This is a genomic window from Danxiaibacter flavus (assembly GCF_041060425.1).
GTDB lineage: Bacteria > Bacteroidota > Bacteroidia > Chitinophagales > Chitinophagaceae > Danxiaibacter > Danxiaibacter flavus.
In genome coordinates this window covers 462,101-485,407 of record NZ_JAULBC010000001.1, presented here as the reverse complement: position 1 = coordinate 485,407, position 23,307 = coordinate 462,101, and the positions used below count along the sequence as shown (strand labels likewise).

Here is a 23,307-nt window from a genome sequence, read left to right as displayed (position 1 = left end):
TTGATTGCTACCATTAAGATTGAATATATGTCTGCAAATGCGATATAGTTACCTCATGTTCCATAATGGTCTCTTTAACTACATCATTAATAGATATAATCCCGGCCAGTCTGCCGTTTTCCATTACCGGCAGATAACGCAGGTTTTGTGCAGACAATAATTCCATGCAGTATTCAATACTATCATTCTTTTTAATAGAAGGGAATTCGGAGGACATGATTTCTGCAACTGTTGTATCTGTTGATGATTTACCCTTAAGTATTACTTTACGGGAATAATCACGTTCAGTCATTATCCCCAGAAAAATATCATCTTCCATTACTACAACCGAACCGATATTTTGATCGGCCATCATTTTCAGCGCGTCCAAAACAGTTGTTGAAGGCAAAACCGTAGTAACATTACTACCCTTACGCGCAAGCATGTGTGATACGTTTCTCATTGGCTGCAATTTTAGTACACCAAAAAGTTAAGCCAAATAAATGCAATACGCTACCATCTGTCATAATTAAAATTTAATAAAAAACAGACGATCCTGATTCTTAACGCTGTTATTATCAAAACTCACTGTAGCTTCATGGCTGTAAAATTCTTTTATATGAAAAAAATCGTTTCTGTTTTAACTACCCTGCTGCTTTTTGCCTCATTTATGTTTGCCCAAACTCCTGCTGCGAAACCCGCTGCGAAAACTAAAGACGCCGCGACCGCCAAACCAGCGGCCCAGGCAAAAACCGCCACTACGGCCAAACCTGCCGCTCAATCAAAAGATGCTGCCGCAGCAAAACAAGCTACCGCTGCTAAAACAAAAAAAGACGGAACTCCAGACCTGCGCTACAAGGAAAACAAGGAAGCCGCTAAAAAACAAACCGCAGCCGGACCAACTAAAAAAGACGGAACTCCAGACCTGCGCTATTCAGCTAATAAAAAAGCAGCTGGCTCAACTGCAGCAAAACCGGCTAAAAAGACGAAATAATGTACGGTGTTTGATGTACGATGTACGGTGTACGATGTACGGTGTACGGTGTTAGATGTTAGATGTACGATGTGAGATGTATGGAAATCGCTGATGTAGGATTTTTTGATGTCTGATTTGAGAGGCACCTTCTGCATCTGCCACTGTTTATTTTGAAATGTACAGTATTCATCTTTTCTTAATCTTACTATTCTTTACACAAAACGAGAGCCGTTATATTGATTAGAAATATTCTATCAACATAACGGCTCTCCTACTGTCTTACGGTCTTACTATCTTACGGTCTTACACGTCTTCTTATTTCTTCACCTCCATTGCTTCATCAATCATGTAAATCAAATTGGCTCTGTGCGCCTTGGTTTCTTCGTTAGTTGAAGTTGCGGCTTGCAGTCTTGCTCTGATCTTTTTCAAAGTATTGCGTGCAGCAGCTTTTGAAACATCATCCATCGGAGAATCAAGCATTGCGGCCATTCCCTTCACAAATGTTGATTGCAGGTATTGACGCTGAACATTTACATTACCATTAATATCTGCATCAAAAATTCCTTTTTGCAGGTCATTCATTACATCAGCAGCGCTGTATTGATTACCATACAATCTTGTATTGGTGATACGCGTAAGTGTTGCTGGATGCAGTATTTGCGCAAGAGCTGAAACTTGTGTAACCAGTACAGCACTTGTCTCTTTGAAGTCCTCACCTGTTGCCGGCTGATTGAAACCGCGGCGTTGCCACTGCATATAAGGCAACAAAGTGTAATCTCCTTCAAAAGCATTCGGAGCAAAAATGTATTTATTGATCAGCTCGATTGCTTTTTTCTGCTGAGCCAGCGGAACCGGAGTATATGGCTTGGCAGCCGACTTTTGTTCGGGGAAACTTCTATCCACATAAACACCACCTACATAACGGCTCACAGCATTCACCATGTTGGTGCGTTGTGCATTCAGTGTAATGTATCTTGCTCTTAACTCCGCGTAGGACTGACCTGGCTTAACATATTTGGTCAGCATTTTTCCCATCAATTGGTTCACGAGTTTAAAACGATCTTCAGCATAAGCCATCACATCGTTACTCATATCAAAAATGTTCACCCTTGGGTCAATGCCTTTACCAGGAGAACGCATGTCGTCGCCATCATTTCCGAAAGCTAACTGAGGCTCATTACTACGGGAAAGGATCTTAGTAAGACCATCTTCTTCACCGGCCTCACTGAATGGCTTGTAACCGTATTCGATTGCCCAAAGATCGTATGGACCGGTTCTTGTTGTATAGTAATCGCCCTGTTTGTTTCTATCCAGGGCAACGTTAATAGCAGGATAATCCATCACTGATCCCATCAGGCCAATTTTGCGTGTAAGCTCTTTGTTATTTACATCTAACGGAGAAAGCATTTGTGTAGCTTTCATATTATGGTTAAGTCCCAGTGTATGTCCCATTTCATGCAGAATAAGATAGGTCAGGAACTGTTTGTGCATTTCACTGATATCTTTTACTGAAGCACCGTCCGCTTCAAGAACGGTTTGTCCTGTTGCAAACTGAGATTTCAGTTCCTGTGCAAGAACACATCCGTCTTTATCGCCGGTATTATTTTCCTCAAATAATGCAAAAGGATTTTTCGCCTGCAGAATGCCTGCTGTTGAAAGTCCATTATACAAATGTTCGCTGATAGGAACTGCGCTGGCAGAATACCATTCAACAGTAATATCAGCACCCAATATCTGGCCGGTGCGCGGGTTTACAAAACTTGGCCCGATGGCGCCGTATACAGGTTGAGCAGAAGCCACCCAGCGGATCACATTATAACGGATATCTCCCGGATCCCATGTTGCAGTGTCAGGCATTACGCGCATCTGAACTGCATTTTTAAATCCTGCTTTTTCAAACGCGTCGTTCCATTTTAAACCTGCGTCAATGATTGTTTGCCTGTATTCATAAGGCGTTGTGTTTTCAATCCAGAATACAATCGGCTCAACCGGTTCACTTAGCTCCGCTGAAGGATCTTTTTTAACCAGGTTCCAGCGATGGATCATGTCCTTGTATGGCGTGGCATTGATGCTGGTTTGATCATTACGTTCAGTCATGAAGTAACCAACACGCGGATCGTCTTTTCTCGGACGGAAATTATTTTCCGGCATCTTGATAAACGTGTGCTGCATTTTTATTCTTACATAACGCGGATCGGTAATGTCTTTACCACCGGAAACAAATGCAGATGGATTCTCGTAAGCGAGATCCACTACGATATCTGTATTCTCAGGATAGGAATGAATGGCTGCGTACTTCGATTTTGAAGTATTCAATGAACCGAGATTAAACGTTAAACCTGAAAAAATACTTGGCGGAGCCTGGGGCTTAATCGGATCCATTTTTTCACTCAGGAACAAACCGTCCGCTGTAACCAGGTAACCCAATGAATCTTCACCCTGGATCTTGTCAGCGTAAAACACAGCAACCGGTCTGTCAACATTTGCGGTTTTACTGATCGGATTTGCCGGATCATAATAGAAATCTGTGTTCACTTCCTGGAATTCCAGCTTATCAAATGATCTTTTTACTTTGAACACGAAATTAGACCTGTGCATGCTTTGGTTAAGATAAAGTGCATTCGGTCCATCAAGTGAAAAACTCTGATAGATAAATTCTTTATCCAGCTGATCTTTCTTTATGTATAACTGAACACTTCCGGAAGCAGTATCCTGGTATAACGTAAAAAGGCCGTCTGTTTTTGTGCTGCCTTTTACTTTTTCAGCTACTGGCGGAATAGCAGGCTTTTTAGCAGGTGGCGCCTTAGCTGTATCTGCGGCCGGTGCTGATACAGTAACCGCCGCTTTTTTACTTTTCGACTGGGCGAAAACAACAAGACCCGGCGTCAAAAGCGCCAGGCTCAAAATAGCAAGTTTATTTCTCATCCTTCTGGGGTTTAACAAACGGAAGTTAAGGGATTAATTGACATAAGCGGGCACTATTTTATGAGCGGAATTCCACTAATTGACAGTTGACAATTGATATTTGAAAATGGAACAAAAGCAATGTCTTTCCATCAAAAAAGAAACGCTTGTGATGGTCAAACATCACAAGCGCTTCTTCATTATCAATTTTCAATTGTCAATTGTCCATTATTTCTTCCTCTGCTTAGCGTCCTGCATTTTTTTCTGAGCTTCCTGCATCTGTTCCATGCGCTCGGCCCACTTGCTTTTTGTTTTCGGCGCCTTGCGTTTTTCTTCAATTTTTGCCAGGATCTTATCGTGATTGATGATGTAATTCTGGATAACGAACTGAAGACCTAGCGTGATCAGGTTAGACACAGTATAGTACCAGGTAAGTGCTGAAGGCAATTTGTTAAACACAAAAAACAGGATGAACGGAAAAATGTAAGGCATGTACTTCATTGCAGGATTATCCTGTGTAGGAGTCATTGCCATATTATATACTGAGATCAAAAAGCTGGTTAACACCGCTGTAATGGTAAACAAACTCAGGTGATTTCCTAATCCCCATACTTCAAACGGAAAATTCACAATAGAATCGTATGCTGAAAGGTCATGGCTCCACAAGAAGCTTTGTCCGCGTAATTCAATATTCGAGTTAAAGAAACTATACAGGGCAAAGAATATCGGGATCTGTAATAATGCCGGTATACAACCGCCAAGTGGATTTACGCCGGCTTCCCGGAACAGTTTCATCTGATCCATAGCGTAAGCCTGCTGATCGTCACCGTGCTTTTTCTTCAAAGCTTCCATTTCAGGTTTCAAAACCTTCATTTTGGCGCCGCTTAAATAGCTGCTGTATGTTAACGGAGAGGTTACAAGACGGATAAATAATGTCAGCAACAAAATTGCCCATCCGTAATTTTTCACCAGGCTGGAGAACAAGTTAAACACCGGCATGATGATGTATTTATTTATCGGACGAACAAATGAATACATATCCCTACCCAGGTTAACCATTTTATCCATGCCTTCCGCCTGTTGGTGAAGAACCTTGTATTCATTCGGACCAACATACAATTGCATGGCAACTGATTGCTGTGCAGATGCGGGAAGCTCAGCCTGTAAGGTTGCTTCTACATCGCTGATGGTTGTTGAACTGTCTTGTTTTCTTGCCCAACGAAGATCACCTCCTTTATTAAAGCCGTTTTTCGCGATCAGCGTTGTATTGAAGAACTGCTGCACAACACCTACCCATTGAACAGGCTTTTCAAATTTCCTTTCAGTTTTAGAAGAAATATAGTCAAAGTCATTTCCTTCGCTGAAACAAATATTACTTTGTTGTCTCTCATATGTAACATTCTTTTCATGTTGCTGCGGGTGCATCTGCCACTTAACTGTAAACAATCCTCTTGTCAGCAACTGGTTTGCGCCAGTCAAACCAACGTTCCAGTCAATCGCATAGCTGTCCTTTTTAACAATGTACTGGTGGGTAATTGATCTGCCATCGGGAGAATTGATGCTGAATGAAACTGTCTGTGAACCATCTGCATTTTTAACAACCGGCGAAGCTGTAAAATACAGATCGGCAGTTGATGCAGAACTGTTGTTAGAAGTATTAATGGTATACCCGATTGCATCATCTGCAGAGCCATTTAATACAACATTCTTTTTGTTGTAAGATGATATATAATTCTTTAATTCAACATTTCTTAGCTGGCCACCTTTATTTGTGAAAGTTGCTTTGAACACATCGTTTTCAACGGTTACCAGTTGTTCAGTGCCACGTGCCGCCGCCTGGAAGCCACCTGCTGCAGCAGTTTTTGAAATTGAGTCATTTGCTATTGAATCTCTTAATGCAGCGGCGGTATCAATCAATTTTCTCTTAGCCGCTTCCACCATTGCTATAGAATCCTGTTCGTGTTTTTTCTGGGTAAGAACAGCCTGTTGTTGCTTATTCGTATACCAGAAAAACGCAAAAAATAAAACAGCCAACAGTACCAGACCGATGACCGTATTCTTATCCATTTTCATATTTCAGTAATAAAATTGAGCGGCAAAGGTAGGGAACGAAGGGCAAATAGGCATTTTATTTATACAGGGACGGCATTATAGAGCAGGTAACAGAACGAAAATTAATGTACCACCACAAAAGATTAAAAATGGTTGTTGCAGGTTTTCTTATTTCTGGAAAAGATTATACATAAATACCGATCTCCTTATCAAATAAACATTAAATAATTTTACAAGAGGCCTCTTACAGCACTAAATTGGAACAGATCAGTAAGATGTTAAAAAAATAAAGCCCGGAGAAGCCGGGCTTACGAACCTCTATTTTATTTGTGCTACTGTATAAGTTTTGCAATCTGCGGCAATGGAATTGTGTTCGCCATTGCCAGGATTTCCGTATCGGTGGATTTATCCACGTGGTAAGTGATCAGGGCGCTGTTGAAAGGGATTTCCAGTTTATAGCCTCCGTCATCTTCTTTTTCCAGGCGGGCTTTGTAACCCTGCACTTTAACAGTTTTTGACTTTCCGTCGTTCATTAATCCGCCGAGCATTGGCGTAGTCAGAAATGCGTTCAACGCGCCAAGCAAAGGTGAGTTATTGATAATATCGAGCTGTGCTCTTTTCTCTCCACTGCCGTAAGTTCTGTGAACGGTGGCTCCTACAAAGCTAATATTGCCGGTTACGTTGTCTTCCTGCGCAACAGAAGCCAATGTATCCATTTTCGCCGGGAGGAGTTTAAGTACTTCCTTGCCGATGGTTATTTCAACATCCTGCAACATTTGTTGTAGGGCGAAATGTGCATCTTCCAGTTTTCCCGCTGAATATGACGTTTTAGCTGTGCTCACATAAGTTTTGAAATCCTGCTGACCGAAGGCCACAGACAGGCTAAGCATTGCTGCAATTAATATAGTAAGATGTTTCATTGTAATTCTTTTGTAGTTTGATTGGTTTAGTTATTGTTCTCCAAGCATTTTTTTAATTCCATCAATGTCAAAAGCATTGGCGGCATTCATAACATCCTGCTCAGTGGCAAAGTTGATGCACTCCCAGGAGATGAGAGAGGTTTGTCCGAGCGGCACTAACAGCGTATAACCTTTATTGCTGTCGAACTGGATAATCGCACGATATCCTTTTACTTTTACCTGTTTTACGTTCTGTTGTTCTGCGTTGGCTTGCACATATGCATTATTGAAATACACGTTTACCAGACCAGAATAGAAACTATTGTTGCCTATGGAAATGGTCATTTGCTGGTCAGGACTTTTTGTGTAAACACGCTGAATGGTGATATTTGACCAACCCCATTGCGTTGCGGCCACTTTATCCTGAACGGTATCTTTATTTAAACCACTTACAGTAGCGGGAAGAGAAGCCAGCACTTCACGGCCTATTTGTATTTCCACTCCCAATAATGCCTGTTGAATGGCATAACGTGAATCACTATAATTGCCGGCATCATGTGTTTTTTCAGCTTCCAGGATCTGTGCATTAACATCTGGCGGAGTTGCATTCTTTAACCCCTCGCCGGTTTTATTGGTAGGGCGGCCGGAAGAAGATGAGGAAGATGAGCTTCCGGAAGAGCCTGAAGATCCATTGCTGTCCATGGGAACGCCAGTCTTGTCTTCAATGGTTTTGTTAACAGCTTTGTCTACGGCTTTATCTGCCACCTGGTTGGCCTTGTCTTTTATTTTTTTCAGAAAGCCCTGGGCGTGGGAAGCTGGAGCTGACAACAGCGCAAAAGCAAGAATGAGCGCTGTGCATACAATTGTTTTCATCAGTTAATTTTTAATTTTAAAAGAAGGGTTATCATTATTACGTTAATAAGGTTCTATTGAAAAAGCGATGCAAATTACTCAAGTGCCAGGCCTGTAACAAGGGGAATTATTTGCATTTTTCGCGTGATTTCTCACAGTTCCCTTTAATTTCACTCAAAATTCACTACTCATGTTCACTACTTTCAAAAAAATTCTTTTAACGGCAGTTTTCCTTCTAACAACGGCAATGATGATCCAGGCCCAGAAAAAACAATCTGGCATTACCATCATTGCGTATTACGACGGAGACGCTTCACGCATTGATCAGTACCCGGTTGAAAAGCTTACGCACATCATTTACAGCTTTTGCCATTTAAAAGGCAACAGGCTGAATGTTGATGATGCAAAAGACACGGCTACTATTCAACATTTGGTTGGGCTAAAGAAAAGAAATCCTTCATTAAAAGTTATTTTATCCCTTGGCGGTTGGGGCGGCTGCAAACCTTGCTCTGAGGTTTTTAATACAGAAGCAGGCAGGAAAGAATTTGCGGCTTCAACAAAAGAACTGACTGATTATTTTAAGACGGATGGACTTGATCTTGATTGGGAATATCCTGCAATTGAAGGTCATCCCGGTCACCAGTTCCTTCCTGAAGACAGGCATAACTTCACCATGCTTTGTAAGGAGCTACGCAAATCACTGGGCAAGAGCAAAGAGATCAGCTTTGCTGCAGGCGGATTTATTAAATATCTGAAAGAATCTATCGAATGGAAAGAAGTAATGCCGCTGGTGGATAAAGTAAACCTGATGACTTACGATCTCGTAAACGGATATACAAAAGTTACCGGCCATCACACGCCGCTTTATTCTTCTCCTCAGCAATCAGAATCGACCGACCATTGCGTTACATATCTTATCGATACACTTAAAGTTGCAAAAAACAAATTAGTGATTGGTGCTGCAGTTTATGCAAGAGTTTATGATGCTTTTAGCACGGAAAACAATGGCTTGTATCAGCCCGGCAAATTCAACTATGGCGTTTCTTATAAAGAAATTGACACCAGGCTTTCTGAGGCGAACGGATTTAAATACTATTGGGATGATGTCGCTAAGGCACCTTATTTATTCAACGCAGAGAAAAAGCAACTGGCTTCTTATGATGACAAAAAATCAATTCGTCTGAAAACCCAATACGCCATCGATAAAGGCTTAAACGGAATCATGTTCTGGCAACTTGGCGATGACAAAGGAAAGGACGGACTGGTGGATGAAATGTACAAGACCAAAATGGGAGAGTAATTTTAATTGACAGTTGACAATGAGGGAAAATGTGCGAATGAGTGAATATGCGAATGTGCAAATATGCAAATGTGCGAATTTAATGAGGCGCCTCTATGTGTTAACACAATTGGCACGTAAGATAATTATCACATCAAATGATAAATAAAAGCCGCGAATCAACATCCATGGCGGCTTTTTTATTTTGAAAGGTAGAAATCAAAATTGACTGGAACGTTTTCGTATTTACACATTTGCACATTCGCATATCTGCACATTCGCATATCTGCACATTCGCATATCTGCCCATTTGCACACTCGCACATTTGCACATCCGCACATTTGCACATCTGCACATTTCCCCATTCGCACATTCAGGTCATTGTCAATTTTCAATTCTCCATTCTCCATTATTTAAAGGCTGTTTCGCTGTGTCAGGTAAAACGGCACCTCAACATGCCTGCGCGAGCTGCAAAGAATAAGCTGGGCGGCCATCTCTCCCATTTTGTGAAAATCTGTGGATACAGTAGTGATGCCGTTGAGGATGATCTTCTTTAACGGCGTTTCATTATAGGAGATAACCCCGACCTGTTGCCCCACTTTTAAGTCGAGCGAAATAATTCTTTCAATCAACGTTACCAGATCCGGCTCCATCAGATTAATGTAAGCGTCTCCTGCTTCAATTTCCTCCAGGGCTATATCATTCACTACTTTATAGTTAAACGCATATTCCTGGCAAAAACGCTTGAACCCTTTTACAATCTCAATTGGATAGTAACTTTTGTAGGGAAAAATTATTTTCAGGGTCTGATATTTCTCGAGGCAGCTTTTCGCCTCCTCTAACGCATTGTAAATATCCTTCTCAAAGTTCTCATACACTGCGGTGAACTCACCTTCCACGCCGGGCACTTTTTTATCCAGCAATACCAGCTTTTCTTTCGGAATGGTATTGATCACCTCGTGTGCATCTTCGCCTCCTTCTATAAAATGCGGAATGATCACATAATGTGTATAGTCGCCCTGTTTGTTCTGAAGCAGTTTCTTAAATAAAGCGAAGTCGTTGTTGTAGATATAAAAATCGATAGCAACATTCTCTCCTATTGCCTGAACAAAAGCATCGTAGATAATCTTTTTATGCGCGCTTAGTTTATTAAAAAACAAAACGATCTTGAGTTTCTGATGAAACTCTGCGTTAGCAATATAATACCCTTTTCCAGGAACTGAACCCAATACACCGATCTGCTTTAAATGACGATAGCCTTTTTCAGCGGTATCACGGGATATCTCCAGCTCAAAGCTCAACTCATTAATAGAAGGCATCAGATCCTCCTTCTTGATTTTTCCCGCTTCGATCGCGCTGAGAATGGAGTTGATCAACTGCAAATACTTGGGTGTTGCAGAGAATTCATCAACGTGGATATGGTCAAATATTTTTGAAGAACGCATGGAATATTGATTTCATTGGCAAAATAAAAGTACGAGTTACGAAGTACGAAGTACTCCATGAGTAGAAGGTCTTGTTTATGCAGGCATTTTCAATCTACTACTCATTTTATTTACATTGACTAGCGTAATATAAGTTTTTTACCATTAGCGTCTACAACCGACACTTCTTTCGGAGCCTCGATCTGAGTTGAAATTCCACCACCGGGCTTTTTGGTGTGCTTGATCTTCACGACGCCAAACGGTGTTGGAAAGCTACCTTCTGCAAAGGAAAGATCACCAAGATGCGGCTCAATTTTAATCACTTTACACCCCGGCTCCATCACTTTTACACCCAATACATGTTCTGTTAGCCAGGGTGTTGGACCAGATGCCCAACCATGCGCGAGGCTGTGCCTGAATCCTTTATAACAATAGCCGCCATAATCACCATGAATATCTTTCTGGCCGGGTAAAGGAAGTTCGTCAATGCGGGATGCGTTAGGTAACCAGTCCAGGTTGAAATCCTCCCAAAAAGTAGTGGCGCCTAATTTCAGCATCGCTCCCCAGTATTCTCTTATTGCGTCAATCGCTCCCTGGTAATCGCCGGCCATTGCTTTTGCCTGCAACATGTAGTACCCATAAAATGTAGAGAAACGGTGTGCCCGGTCAACCGCAAGCACTTCTTTGTTAGCTTTTTCAGCGGGTATCATACCGGCCAATGCCAATAAAGCAGCAGCCTGTTTGGATCGATTAATATCCGGAATGTTCTTTTGTAAACGGCTGATTGCATCATTGCAAACCTTGATTGTTGCTTTATCGCCCCAAACAGTGCAAAGTTCCTCACCAGCTTTTAACGCTAATACTAACATTGCCTGAAGGCCAGCGTGAATGCCTTTTGTATTTTCTGACGATGGCCAGTCAAGAAAGCGTCCATCCAGTTTTTCGCTATTGTTTTCATCTATCTGTTTTGAAAGATGCTGCAATAGCTTAATCATGTATTCCTTCTGTTCATCCAGATATTTTCTGTTGCCGGTATGCAAATACCAGTCGCGGTGGATCAGGATCCACCACATCGAGTAAGTGCTGATGCCGTTCATCCAATTGGGCAACGGCGTTATATCTCTCGACAGATCCAGGCTTTTAGGCACAACGTCATTATAGCCGAAAACAGCACTAATGGTGGAGGTTTCGGGGTGCATGTCGCCGATCCAGACCAGTCTGTCACGTTTAATCCCGTCCCACAGGTAATCCTGCATATTTAAATGAACGGTGTAAGCACCGGTCATCCAGATCTTATTCAGCAATTCATCACTGCAGGAAAATGAACCCAGGTAAGGAATATCCCTGAAAGTAAAAATGGCTCGAACTTCCTTTATCTGTAGTTCTGTATTGTCATCCAGCAAATCAATACGCACAAAGCGAAAACCGCTGTTACCCATTTCAAGTTTACCGAGCCATGGCACCTGAACGATCATGTCACGCATGGCATGGTCGTTTGTTGCATTGTGTTCCGGCTCAACATCACTCATTGCTTCGCTCGCAGATTCACCAAATCGCACGCGCAACTTAATCGGTTTATTACCCGGATACATGCCCGTTACAATCTGTAAACCGCCATGCAATTCTCGCCCATAGTCCAGTAGCAATGCGGGATGCACAGCGCCCTTGCTTTTAATAACACACATATTGTTGTTAGCGAGATCTGCCTGGCCGTTTCCGGGCAACAGGAGTCTTTTCGCATTTACAATAAGCGAATCTGCGCCCGGCGTCTGCCACACAATTCTTGCAGGTGAAAGATAACGGCGCACAGTTTCTGTTCCCTGGCTGACTTGTTCTTTTGAAAAAACAGGCGGTAGCTGAGCAATCGAAGAAACACTTGCAAGAAAAAAGGCTGAAGCAACTAAAAATCCTTTCACTGAAAAACGTTTAACCCGCAATATAAATAATCAGGGGAAAAGGGCATCCTGTGCCTCCATGTAAGATGTTAGATGTACGGTGTACGATGTGAGACAATGTACGATGTTAGATGTACGGTGTACGATGTGGGACAATGTATGATGTTAGATGCACGGTATGCGATTTGATGTACGGTGTACGATGTAGGAGAATCGCCGATGTCTGATTTGGGCGAATTCTTACTTGATGTTAGATTCGATGCATGCAATATTTGGGTGCCAGTGTTTCGTTGTACTGTCGCACCCAAACATCATACATCTAAAATCGTACATCGTACATTAATTTGTTTTTCTCTCCTGCAGCTCTTTCACCATTTTTGCCAGTTTGGCTTTATCTTTTACATAGGGAGAAAGATCGAAGATCTCTACGCGTCTGAAATCACAAGGATGGCTTTCACTTTGGAGGGAAATTGTTCCTTCGCTGATCAGGCCGCCATCTTTCAGATTTAATCTTTTAACCCATGGATCCTTGCCATCGTACTGAGGCTTTTCGTAGGTAATTACAGTATCTTTTCCAACGATATGATGGATAATGGAATCTCCTAATACCAATGCTTCCACGTGAACCCATTGATCACCGGCAAATGTTTGGGAAGAAGAGTTTACACAATGTGGCGTAAAGAATTTGTGCAGGTAAATAACATTGGTGCCCGGTGTGCACAAATTGGCGGTTGATCTTTCGTCCCGTCCGTTACCACCAAGCATCTGCTCTTCCAGTGAGATCGGGAAATCCTGTTCAACAGCCATAGATTCCGGGGATTGACCGTGCAACATTGCACCACTATTTCTAAATGCCCAACCCGGACCGCCTTTCACCTGGTCCCCCACAAACCTGTATTCTACAACCAACAGGTATGCTGAGAATTTTTTCTTGTAAAAAATATGACCGTATTGTTCTTTGAATTCGTCATAACCATCATATCGCACTTTCAGCAAGCCGTCTTCTACGCGGAAAGTGTTCGCAAAATTTTCATTCAACTTGTGATCTTTAATTTTTATTGTCCAGTCCTTCAGATCCTTTCCGTTGAACATTTTTATCCATTTACCGGAAGACTGCGCAGTTGCAGTGGTTGCATACATTGCCAGTGAAGCAATTGCAATAAATACTTTTTTCATATCTCGAAATCGTGTTGTTTGGATGATTATCAATGAATGCCGTTTAGTTAAGATTTTCCATCCTAAAATACCGATCAACTTCCACAACCAGATTCATTTTCGGGAGACCTTTCCTATCGTCGAGGTGACGATTCAGGTGCGGATTCCCTTATTATTATCTACCCGTTATTGGTGTTGCTGCAATCTCTTTTTTCTGATAACCAGGACCGTCATGTTGACGAGCAATTTAGTTAACCACAATCAAAAAGAGAAGACAGTACACTTTTCGTCGATAGTCCGTAGGACTTTAAGTTTAATAGAAATCCAAACATACAAGGCCTTTCTTGTCCGTAGGACATTAACCCTTCTATTTGGTTAAAGCCGTATCGGGCTATGATGTTCTCAACCCGGATATTTCTATTAAGCTTAGTTCCCTACGGGAAAACCTGTTACCGTTATGAAATCTATCATTGGCAAGGCTGGAGACATCTCCCAAGGTTGATGACGCCTGCTTATATAAACGACATTGAATTGTCAAATATAGGAAGTAAGCACGACAACATTTACGGCATTAAACGCGGCATGTTGCATTCCCTTCATTTTACTTATATACAATGGTTGAAATGGAACGCGCCGACAGCCTTACGGCATCGTTCAATGCCTGATCATAAGCTTTCATGTTATCATCGGGAGATGCAGTTGTTACATAACGTGTCGATTTTGTGAAAGCCTGGAAATTCTTCAGCATGGGCTGTATTAGTTTTTCTTCGGAACTGTAATTAATTGCTACTACAACCAGCGATCCGTTTCCTTCGTAAGCAGTAACCATGCATTGCGCTGCGTTTTGCGTATCACTTTTATTTTCCTCCAATGTAATACGCTGCATACCGGGCCGTACGAACAGGCTATAATGGCCCAATGCCCAAAGATTTTTTGTGGCGGTAAATTCTCCGTCAGTATAGGCCTCGTTAGGTTGCAGCGCGATGAGATAATAACGTGTATTAACATCGGCCTTACCCGGCTCGTAAGAATTCCAGTATTGCCATGCAGATGCATTGGCCACGCTTATATCGTGATGAATAACTTTGGCAAGAAACAAAGCGCAATCCATTGCCGACCGGTCACCTTTATTGCCATCTTTAAATCCATCGGCCAGCATGCAATATTCGCTTTGCCAAAAAGAGAGATTGTATTTACGAATACTGTCAGCCAGCTTTTTTCTAACTGTAATCATTACACTATCAGGACCATCTGTAAAATAACTATGCCCTGCCACTAACGACGGAACATGCTTTAGCGAACCTACATAATTCTTCCCGGCAGGATCGAGGAATGATTGCATCTGGCTTGCTGCATTTCCTTTGCCACCATACAAGTAGGTAAGCATCCCCGCTTCAGGTAGCAATATCTTTGTCGAGAGTTTTTTTTGCGTGAGCGATTCATCGAGCGACCTTATCACATGCGCAATTTCATCGTTGCGCCAGGGTGTTCCTTCCTGGTCGGCTTCCATGTACTTATGGCTCCAGTCCCACTGGGGTTCGTTAACCGGACTAACATAATCAAAAGCCAGCCCTTCTTTCTTAAAGTGGTCCAGTACCTCCGCCAGGAAGTCGGTATAAACACTGTAGCTGCCAGGCTTAAGATTGCTTTTGTAGTCTTTTGAAGTTTTATATCCAAGGCCGTTTTGTGTAAACTGAACGGGAGGTGTATTGGAAAAAGCGATCAACTTTTCTACCCCATACGATTTCGCTTTTTTTACAAACCATGTGTATCCGGCTTGTTTGCTCCAGTCATACGTTCCCTGTGGAGAAAGAAAACACTCCACTCTTCTGCGAAAATCTTTAATACCACTGCTATCGCCTTGTTCAGCTGTTCCGCCGCCTATATTGAAGCGCCAGCAAGAAAGTCCTATTCCTAACGGACTACCGTTTGCGCCGACTTCTCTGCTGAACAACAATTCCGCGATGCGTTCTCTTTTCTTTTCCGGCCAGTTTTTTCCAATGCCTTCACTGAACCAACAGCCTGAGGCGCCGATATTATCCATAACCTGCGCCTTGTTGTTGGCATCAACTGTGAAGCTTATTGCATTTTGCTGGGCGCTGAGATGGGTACAGACTGAATACGCAATAAAAAACAGCAGGAGTCTTTTATTCTTTTGCATGATGGTTGAATTAGATGCAATTTAAGTTATGACTGACAATTTATTGTTTTGCCGGGTTTATCTGCTCCACCTGCAACTTCATTGCTTCAAATTCTTTCCTGGTCACTGCAAACACAGTTCCATGACGTGTTCCGTCGGGGAAACTTACACTATCCGAGATATCAGTCCAATGCTGCAGATCACCGGATGCAACCGCACCATATTTGTGCTGCGTATACTTGTCAAAGTACACGATCCATCGTCCTTTGATGTTGATGGCTGTTGGTCCCTCGGCCCAATATTTTCCTGTTATTGGTGCAGAGGGAGCAGAGTAGCCGCCTGTTAGCTTATCGCTGAATGCAACGCGAATGTTTTTCTCTGCCACAGGCTTCAAGGTTTCGTCTTTTAAAAACATTACATAACGGTTACCTGTTTGTGCGATTGTTGCGTCTATTACATTAAAACCTTTATCATAAAGCAGTTTTGTGTCGCTATAGGTTCTAAAATCTTTTGTCGTTACGTAATAGATCCGATGGTTATTATCACCCAGTGTGTCTGTGGCAGGAAATCTACCGGGAATAGTTGTTGCCCAAAAGATCATGTATTGCTTAGCATAATTGTCATAAATAATTTCAGGCGCCCAGCAATTCTTTGCATCTTCTTTGGTCATAACTGGCACAAATTGTTGTTCTGACCAATGCTTCAAATCTTTGGAGCTCGCATAACCTATTCCTTTGTCTTTCCAGCTGACGGTCCATACCATATGAAATAAGCCATCCGGACCTTTTATAACGCATGGATCACGCATTAATTTATCTGCTGCTACCTGCGGTTGCAGGTATGACTGATCATTGTTCAGCGCTTTCCATTTCAGGCCATCTTCACTAAACGCCAGGTGCAAGCCGTCTTCGCCATTCCCTTTAAAATAAGAAAACAAGTAAACAGTATCACTGTCGCTCCCTTTTGCAAAACAGTTAAATGCACTACAAAAAGCAATTAGTAGCAATAGCACTCTGTTGGTAATCATATACAGTTAGTCGTTATAAAGATAAATTCTCAAATAAATATTGCAGGCTTCAAAATTATTGCCATTATAAATTGCCGGCTTTCATCCAGTCCAAACACTGCCTCATCCATTGTTCTACCGGCCAGTTCAATACAAATCCATGATCACCTTTCGGATACAAATGCATTTCAGCCGGCACTTTATTGTGACGCAGCGCCTCATAGAAATAAATACTATTGTCTACATCAACAACTCTGTCATCGCCGGTGTGAAATAAGAATGTCGGCGGGGTTTGAGCATTTACCTGAAGATCGTTCGAATACAAGTTTATCTTCTCTTTAGAAGGATTTTTTCCTAAAAGATTATCCCTTGATCCCCTATGCCCGAGCGTATCATTCATGCTGATAACCGGATATACAAGGATCATAAAAGAAGGGCGTACTGAAATGTTTTCATTATTAGGAACTAGCACTTTATCGTAATGCGTTCCTTCGGTTGAAGCAAGATGGCCTCCAGCAGAAAAGCCCATGATGCCAACTCTCGAGGAATCGATGTTCCATTCTTTCGCGTGCAGCTTAACCTGTCTGATTGCCTGTTGCGCATCCTGCAGCGGACCGATTGCTTTATCTTTCATAAACTTATCGTCCGGCAACCGGTATTTTAGCACTACTGCGGCAATACCGTTTGCTGCAAGATATTCGGCAATATGGTAACCTTCTTTCCCAATTACCAAAACACCATAGCCACCACCCGGACAAATAACTACAGCCGCTCCAGTCGCCTTTTCCTTTGCAGGAAGATAAACGGTTAAGGTTGGACGGGAAACTTTAGATACCACCATATTGGCGGTGTCATTTTTTTCTTCGTCGGCTACATTGGTACTGTTAGGTATGTCGCCATCGTATAAAGGCATTACCTTTTGTGAGAATGAACGAGCGCAGAAAAAAAGCGCGAGAGAAGCGATAAAGAGAGATTTCATGTTGAGCAGTTTTGGAGGAAAAGTCAAAAGTAAAAAGGCTGTCTATTGTCATATCCGTTTATTGTCAATATGGGTATCTGTAATCATCTGACGTTGAGATCACACCCTTTTGACTTTTTACTTTTTAATTTTGCCTTTTGTTTATCGTTGTTGTTCGAAAAGATAGCAGCCTTTTTTGTTGCAGGTTACAATGTCCGGCAAGCCATCACCGTTCATGTCCTGAACAACCAAATTCAGACCTGCACCAGAGTCATCATCAATTTTATGAGGGATCCATTGAGGTTCCTTACCTGGCTTGAATTCAAACCAGTACAGAACCACCGGATCAAACTCGCCGGGATCTTTTCCCAGGTGTGCAAAATATCTTTTACCCGTTACCAGGTCGGGATTGCCGTCTCCATTGATATCAGCCAGTGCCAGGTTATGTGTTTGTGAAAATTCTTTGAAGATGACATGGTGCACCCAAACGATGCTGTCTTTTTCATTTTTGGTTTGTTCACTCCACCAGACTCCGTAGTTGTGTGATGAAGAACTGATCACGTCGTTATCGCCGTCGCCATCAACATCCAGCACATACATTTGGGCACAGTCTTCGCTGATATCGCCCGGGTGAAAGAGCCATTTACCAGCCTTTACATCAGCCGGCCCTTCCCACCAACCATTCTTTACTACAATGTCATTTCGTCCATCTTTATTTATATCGCCGTAACCAAGGCCGTGTGTATACACGTTGGTAGCAGTTTCTCCTTCACTGATAACAAACTTCTGCCAGCCGGTATCCGTTTTCGCGGGAGCTTTTAGCCATATCACCTGCTTTAACTGCGGGTCATTACAAACAAGATCTTTCAATCCGTCTCCGTCGATATCGACCAGCATTGGAGATTCGTTCCCAACGGCTCCATATAAAAAGTGCTCTTTCCAATAACCGTGTTCATTCTTGTTGTTTTCATACCATGTTGCGGGTTTACCAGGTATGTCGACCCTGACAAGATCGGGCCAGCCATCCTGGTTGACATCCGTTGAAAAATTCAGAAATGAATTGCTGTAGCCGGACTTACCATCATAAATGCCTGGCTTCGCCAATTCGCGGCTGTACCATTGAGATGATTGAAACCAGTATGCACCGGCAAGAATATCCGGTTTCCCATCTTTATTTACGTCGGCAACAGCTACACCTTCTGCAATAAATGTTTTATTGATCAGCGTTTTTTTGAATGAAATATTTGATTGCTGCGCAGTACAACATGTCATAGCAATGCTGAACAAACAAAATAGCAGGGATGTTTGGTATTTTAGCAAAGGCAAGCCCGTCAGATATTTCATGGCTGGTTATTTTTTGATATGACTATACTCGTTTCATGTCCTTTTTCCTGGAGGTATTCTGTGTGCAATGCTGTGTCTTCTCCGCGCAACCCGGTGTAATTACATTTATTTGATCACCTGTTTCTTCACTCCTTCCTTTGTAATCTTCACAGGCTCGATGAATCCTTTGGCATCAAAATGCATTTCATCAATGCACGTTACGCGATGATTGCCGTTCGTTTCTCCCAGAGGTCTGCGGTGATATACAATATACCATTTATTTTCTTTCGCAAGATGTATTACGGAGTGGTGCCCCGCACCTGTAGCTACATTAGGGTCTTGCTGCAAAATTTTTCCAATGCGTTTGAACGGTCCCATCGGTGAATCTGCAATGGCATACGCCACTGAATAATTTGGGCCTGTCCAGCCGCCTTCTGACCACATAAAATAGTACTTATTATCCTTCATGAACATGAACGGTCCTTCTACATACCCTTCCGGCGTTATTGACCTGAACGTTGTGCCGTCTTCAAAAGGAACAAACCCTGTAAAATCGTCCTTTAGTTTAGCAATATTACAATGGCTCCATCCGCCATAGATCATATAGTATTGTCCGTCTTTATCCTTAAACACAAACTGATCAATTGGCTGAGCGCCATTGTGGATCTCTCCTATCAGTGGCTTGCCGAGCAGGTCCTTGTATGGTCCTTCCGGCTTATCTGCAACAGCAACACCTATGCCACCTATTTCACCTTCATGCACGTCATTGGCACCAAAAAAGAAATAATATTTTCCACCTTTTTCAACGATCGCCGGCGCCCACATGGCTTTCTTTGCCCATTTTACGGCGGCAGTATCCAGAATGCGCGGATGTTTGGTCCAGTTGATCAGGTCTGGTGAGGAAAAAGCATCAAAGAATACCTGCTCTTCATAACGGGCAGAATATGTAGGGTAGATCCAATAAGTTTTATTAAAAACGGCACCTTCCGGGTCTGCATACCAGCCGGGAAACACAGGATTGCCTGATGTTTTGCCCGAAGTATTTGAGGTTTGAGCTGACAATAGCGACGCAAATAGCAGGAAAACATTACCTGCCAGAATCTTTTTGATCATGCCGTAGATTTTTGAGTTGCGGCTAAGTTAAAGAAAAGCAGTTATAACGAGTACCGGACCTTCAAGAGTGCGCTTGCTTAACTGAAATAATTTAATGCAATGACCAACTGTTTTTTTATGGAAAAATCCGCTGATAAATATCATACGAAACTGTGAACAACTTTAACCCCGAACCAGTCCTCATTTCTTTAACCTTTCCACCGTTTAGCTAATTTTGCAATTACTGTGAATATTTAAATCATTATCATGAGAAACCTGTTATTCGTAGTAATATGGGTATGCTGCTTTGTCACCGTGAGCGAAGCTCAAACCGTCAAATCCCCTAACGGAAATTTACAGTTAGATGTCTCAATTAAGAACGGCGTTCCGGTTTATGCTCTCCAATACAAAAACAAGCCCGTTGTTAAAGAAAGTACGCTTGGAATACAGTTAAAAGAAGAGACAAAGATCACTTTTAAAGACACTGGCGTAGGGGTAAAACAGATCAACAAATATGATTTAACCGGCGGCTTCGCCATTACAAAGGCAGAAACCCGGCAATTTGATGAAACCTGGCAACCGGTGTGGGGTGAAGTAAAAAACATCCGCAATAATTACAATGAACTGGCTGTTACTTTCACCCAAGCCAGCACTGACAGGTATATTATCCTTCGGTTCAGATTGTTTAATGATGGTCTGGGCTTCCGTTATGAATTTCCGCTGCAGAAAAACCTGAACTACTTTACCATTAAAGAAGAAAAAACGCAATTCGCTTTGAGCGGTGATCATAAAGCATTCTGGTTGCCCGGTGATTTTGATACGGAAGAATACAGCACGGTAACATCCAACCTTTCTGAAGTAAGAGGCAAGATGAAAGATGCGGTAACCGAAAATGCATCGCAGACAACTTTTTCTCCGACAGGTGTGCAAACACCGCTAATGCTTAAAAGCAAGGATGGCTTGTACATCAACATTCATGAAGCAGCCCTGATAGATTATTCTGCCATGAACCTTAACCTGGATGATAAGAACTTTGTACTTGAATCTTTCTTAACGCCAGATGCAAGAGGTGACAAAGGTTATCTTCAAACACCCTGTCAATCACCCTGGCGCACAATTGTTGTAAGTGATAAAGCGGGGGACATTCTTGAATCCAAACTTATTTTAAATCTGAATGAACCGACAAAGTATACCAGTACTGACTGGATTAAACCTGTTAAATATGTTGGTGTTTGGTGGGAAATGATCACGGGAAAAAGCACATGGTCGTACACTGATCTTGAAAGTGTTCAATTAGGCGTTACGGATTTTGTGCACGCCAGGCCCAGTGGCAAACATGGGGCCAACACGCAACATGTGAAAGAGTATATTGACTTTGCTGCAAAACATGGCTTTGATGCAGTGCTGGTGGAAGGCTGGAATGTTGGCTGGGAGGACTGGTTTGGAAAAACAAAAGATTATGTTTTTGATTTTGTTACGCCGTACCCGGATTTTGATGTGCAGGAGCTCCACCGTTATGCAAGCAGCAAGGGCATTAAAATGATCATGCACCATGAAACTTCCAGCTCGGTGAGGAACTATGAGCGATTTATGGATACTGCCTATAAGTTCATGGTCGCAAACGGATATAACGCCGTAAAAAGTGGTTATGTTGGCAATATTCTTCCACGTGGCGAACATCATTATGGCCAATGGATCAACAACCATTATTTGTATGCCATTACCAAAGCTGCCGGATATAAAATAATGGTGAATGCGCATGAAGCTGTTCATCCGACGGGTTTAAGCAGAACTTACCCCAATCTTATTGCAAATGAATCTGCAAGAGGTACCGAATATGAATCGTTTGGAGGAAACAACCCGGATCACACGACAATTCTCCCTTTTACCAGATTAATGGGCGGACCAATGGATTACACGCCGGGTATTTTTGAAATGAATCTTAGCAAATTAAGTCCCACCAATACTTCACACGTAAACAGCACACTTGCGCGCCAGCTTGCACTTTATGTAACCATGTATAGTCCGTTACAAATGGCAGCAGATCTTCCCGAAAATTATAACAGGTTTCTTGATGCATTTCAGTTTATCAAGGATGTTGCTGTTGACTGGGACGATACCAAAGTACTGGAGGCTGAGCCCGGCGATTACATAACCTATGCTCGCAAAGCCAAAGGCACCAACAATTGGTTTATTGGCAGCACCTGTGATGAAAACGGCCGCACATCAAACATAGCTTTCGATTATCTTGATGCTGGTAAAAAATATATTGCAACAATTTATGCCGACGCAAAGAATGCGCATTACAAAACCAATCCGCAGGCTTACACCATCCGTAAAGTGATTGTGACCAACAAATCTAAACTGGCTCAATATTGCGCACCGGGAGGCGGATATGCGATCAGCGTGATTGAGGCCAGGAATGATAACGAGTTGAAGGGCTTGAGATCACTGTAAAGATTGTCTGGACCGGGATTTTTGGGATTTAGGGATGAGCAGGATTTAATTTTAGCATAAATAGAAACTAAATCCTGTTGAAGTATAATTCTAAAAAAAGGAAATAAAACCATCTCTCGCGAAGGACTTAAACTTACAACGTATAACTCAAAAAAGAAGCTGCCGGCACCTTTCACCATTCACTATTCACCATTCACTTTAAAAACACCGTCATCGTCTTAGGCCCATGCGCACCGAGCACCAGCGATTGTTCGATGTCCGCGGTTTTGGAAGGGCCGGCGATAAAGGCTGCGAAACCATAATCTTTTTGGGCAATGATATCGTAGGCCACGTGCATTGTAGGCACTATAGATTTTTTATCTAAAATTACGGCGAGGTGTTGCGTAATAAAGGGCAACACTCTTTCTTTTATTTCATTATCGGAAATCCATACGGCGCCATTTTCAGCTACTGCCAGGTTGGAATCCATGATAAAGAGATCCACATCTTCAAAAACATGACCATCGCCACTTTCATAGGTTTGAGCTATGGAAGACATTCCGGGCAAATCAGAAACGATTCGTTTTGCTTCAGCAAACTGAGCTTTAATGATGGAGATGATCTGCTCATCGCTTTCCACATGGTGAAGTGTACCGCCAATACCGCGCAACACTTCAATATATTTCTCTACAGCATCGTCAAATGCCGGCGCAAAATTCTCTACTTCCGGCGCTTCTACAAATGAAGGCTGGTTGGCTTTTATGGATTGTAAAATGGATGTACGTGACATATAAGCTTTGAGCTATCAGCTTTCAGCGATCAGCTGGTTTAATTTTGATCACTTAGACTGATTGGTTACTTAATTAATTTCTGAACAGGATGCTCTGTGTAACTCCGTGTCTTCTCCTGTATTTTATCTGTGTAACTGCCTCATAA

Annotated in this window: 17 protein-coding genes; 3 read left to right on the top strand and 14 right to left on the bottom strand. The window is 42.3% G+C overall.

Annotation, left to right across the window (positions count from 1 at the left end; translation table 11 throughout):
• Positions 1–13 precede the first annotated feature (13 nt).
• Positions 14–442 (bottom strand): CBS domain-containing protein, encoded by a 429-nt coding sequence (locus QTN47_RS01875; RefSeq protein ID WP_369327611.1) that lies wholly within the window; start codon positions 440–442, stop codon positions 14–16.
• Between the two features lie 156 nt (positions 443–598).
• On the opposite strand from QTN47_RS01875, the gene QTN47_RS01870 reads away from it, so the two are divergent.
• A complete protein-coding gene (locus QTN47_RS01870; protein WP_369327610.1) occupies positions 599–973 on the top strand; it encodes a hypothetical protein in 375 nt (124 codons plus the stop codon).
• A 297-nt stretch (positions 974–1,270) separates the two neighbouring features.
• Here the strand turns inward: QTN47_RS01870 and QTN47_RS01865 are convergent, their stop codons facing one another.
• From QTN47_RS01865 to QTN47_RS01850, 4 genes are all read right to left on the bottom strand, one after another.
• The gene (locus QTN47_RS01865; protein ID WP_369327609.1) at positions 1,271–3,880 is read right to left on the bottom strand and encodes a zinc-dependent metalloprotease; all 2,610 of its coding nucleotides are present in this window, start codon (positions 3,878–3,880) and stop codon (positions 1,271–1,273) included.
• 207 nt (positions 3,881–4,087) lie between these two features.
• Positions 4,088–5,926, bottom strand: a complete 1,839-nt coding sequence (yidC, locus tag QTN47_RS01860; protein WP_369327608.1) for a membrane protein insertase YidC — start codon at positions 5,924–5,926, stop codon at positions 4,088–4,090.
• A 317-nt stretch (positions 5,927–6,243) separates the two neighbouring features.
• Positions 6,244–6,831: a hypothetical protein gene (locus QTN47_RS01855; protein ID WP_369327607.1), complete on the bottom strand. Its 588-nt coding sequence runs from the start codon at positions 6,829–6,831 to the stop codon at positions 6,244–6,246.
• Between the two features lie 30 nt (positions 6,832–6,861).
• Positions 6,862–7,683 carry a hypothetical protein gene (locus QTN47_RS01850; protein ID WP_369327606.1) on the bottom strand — a complete coding sequence of 274 codons (822 nt, stop codon included), beginning with the start codon at positions 7,681–7,683 and terminating at the stop codon, positions 6,862–6,864.
• A 169-nt stretch (positions 7,684–7,852) separates the two neighbouring features.
• Between QTN47_RS01850 and QTN47_RS01845 the strand changes: the two genes are divergently transcribed.
• Positions 7,853–8,962, top strand: a complete 1,110-nt coding sequence (locus QTN47_RS01845; protein WP_369327605.1) for a glycoside hydrolase family 18 protein — start codon at positions 7,853–7,855, stop codon at positions 8,960–8,962.
• Positions 8,963–9,355: 393 nt separating this feature from the next.
• On the opposite strand, the gene QTN47_RS01840 is transcribed toward QTN47_RS01845, so the two are convergent.
• The 8 genes from QTN47_RS01840 to QTN47_RS01805 form a co-directional block, all read right to left on the bottom strand.
• Complete coding sequence (locus tag QTN47_RS01840; protein ID WP_369327604.1) at positions 9,356–10,387, bottom strand: GntR family transcriptional regulator; 1,032 nt, start codon at positions 10,385–10,387, stop codon at positions 9,356–9,358.
• Positions 10,388–10,506: 119 nt separating this feature from the next.
• Positions 10,507–12,282, bottom strand: coding sequence for an alpha-L-rhamnosidase-related protein (locus QTN47_RS01835; RefSeq protein WP_369327603.1), 1,776 nt, complete (start codon positions 12,280–12,282; stop codon positions 10,507–10,509).
• A gap of 318 nt (positions 12,283–12,600) precedes the next feature.
• On the bottom strand, positions 12,601–13,437 hold the full coding sequence (locus QTN47_RS01830; RefSeq protein ID WP_369327602.1) for a 3-keto-disaccharide hydrolase: 837 nt from the start codon (positions 13,435–13,437) through the stop codon (positions 12,601–12,603).
• Between the two features lie 580 nt (positions 13,438–14,017).
• Complete coding sequence (locus QTN47_RS01825) at positions 14,018–15,577, bottom strand: glycoside hydrolase (protein ID WP_369327601.1); 1,560 nt, start codon at positions 15,575–15,577, stop codon at positions 14,018–14,020.
• Between the two features lie 40 nt (positions 15,578–15,617).
• Positions 15,618–16,583, bottom strand: a complete 966-nt coding sequence (locus QTN47_RS01820) for a glycoside hydrolase family 43 protein (RefSeq protein ID WP_369327600.1) — start codon at positions 16,581–16,583, stop codon at positions 15,618–15,620.
• 64 nt (positions 16,584–16,647) lie between these two features.
• The gene (locus tag QTN47_RS01815; RefSeq protein WP_369327599.1) at positions 16,648–17,541 is read right to left on the bottom strand and encodes an alpha/beta hydrolase; all 894 of its coding nucleotides are present in this window, start codon (positions 17,539–17,541) and stop codon (positions 16,648–16,650) included.
• Positions 17,542–17,682: 141 nt separating this feature from the next.
• Positions 17,683–18,864 (bottom strand): FG-GAP-like repeat-containing protein, encoded by a 1,182-nt coding sequence (locus QTN47_RS01810; protein WP_369327598.1) that lies wholly within the window; start codon positions 18,862–18,864, stop codon positions 17,683–17,685.
• A 105-nt stretch (positions 18,865–18,969) separates the two neighbouring features.
• Positions 18,970–19,956 (bottom strand): glycoside hydrolase family 43 protein, encoded by a 987-nt coding sequence (locus QTN47_RS01805; RefSeq protein ID WP_369327597.1) that lies wholly within the window; start codon positions 19,954–19,956, stop codon positions 18,970–18,972.
• 246 nt (positions 19,957–20,202) lie between these two features.
• Here QTN47_RS01805 and QTN47_RS01800 point away from each other — a divergent pair, with 246 nt between their 5' ends.
• Complete coding sequence (locus QTN47_RS01800) at positions 20,203–22,392, top strand: glycoside hydrolase family 97 protein (RefSeq protein WP_369327596.1); 2,190 nt, start codon at positions 20,203–20,205, stop codon at positions 22,390–22,392.
• Positions 22,393–22,585: 193 nt separating this feature from the next.
• On the opposite strand, the gene QTN47_RS01795 is transcribed toward QTN47_RS01800, so the two are convergent.
• Positions 22,586–23,161 (bottom strand): LutC/YkgG family protein, encoded by a 576-nt coding sequence (locus tag QTN47_RS01795; protein ID WP_369327595.1) that lies wholly within the window; start codon positions 23,159–23,161, stop codon positions 22,586–22,588.
• Between the last annotated feature and the right edge of the window lie 146 nt (positions 23,162–23,307).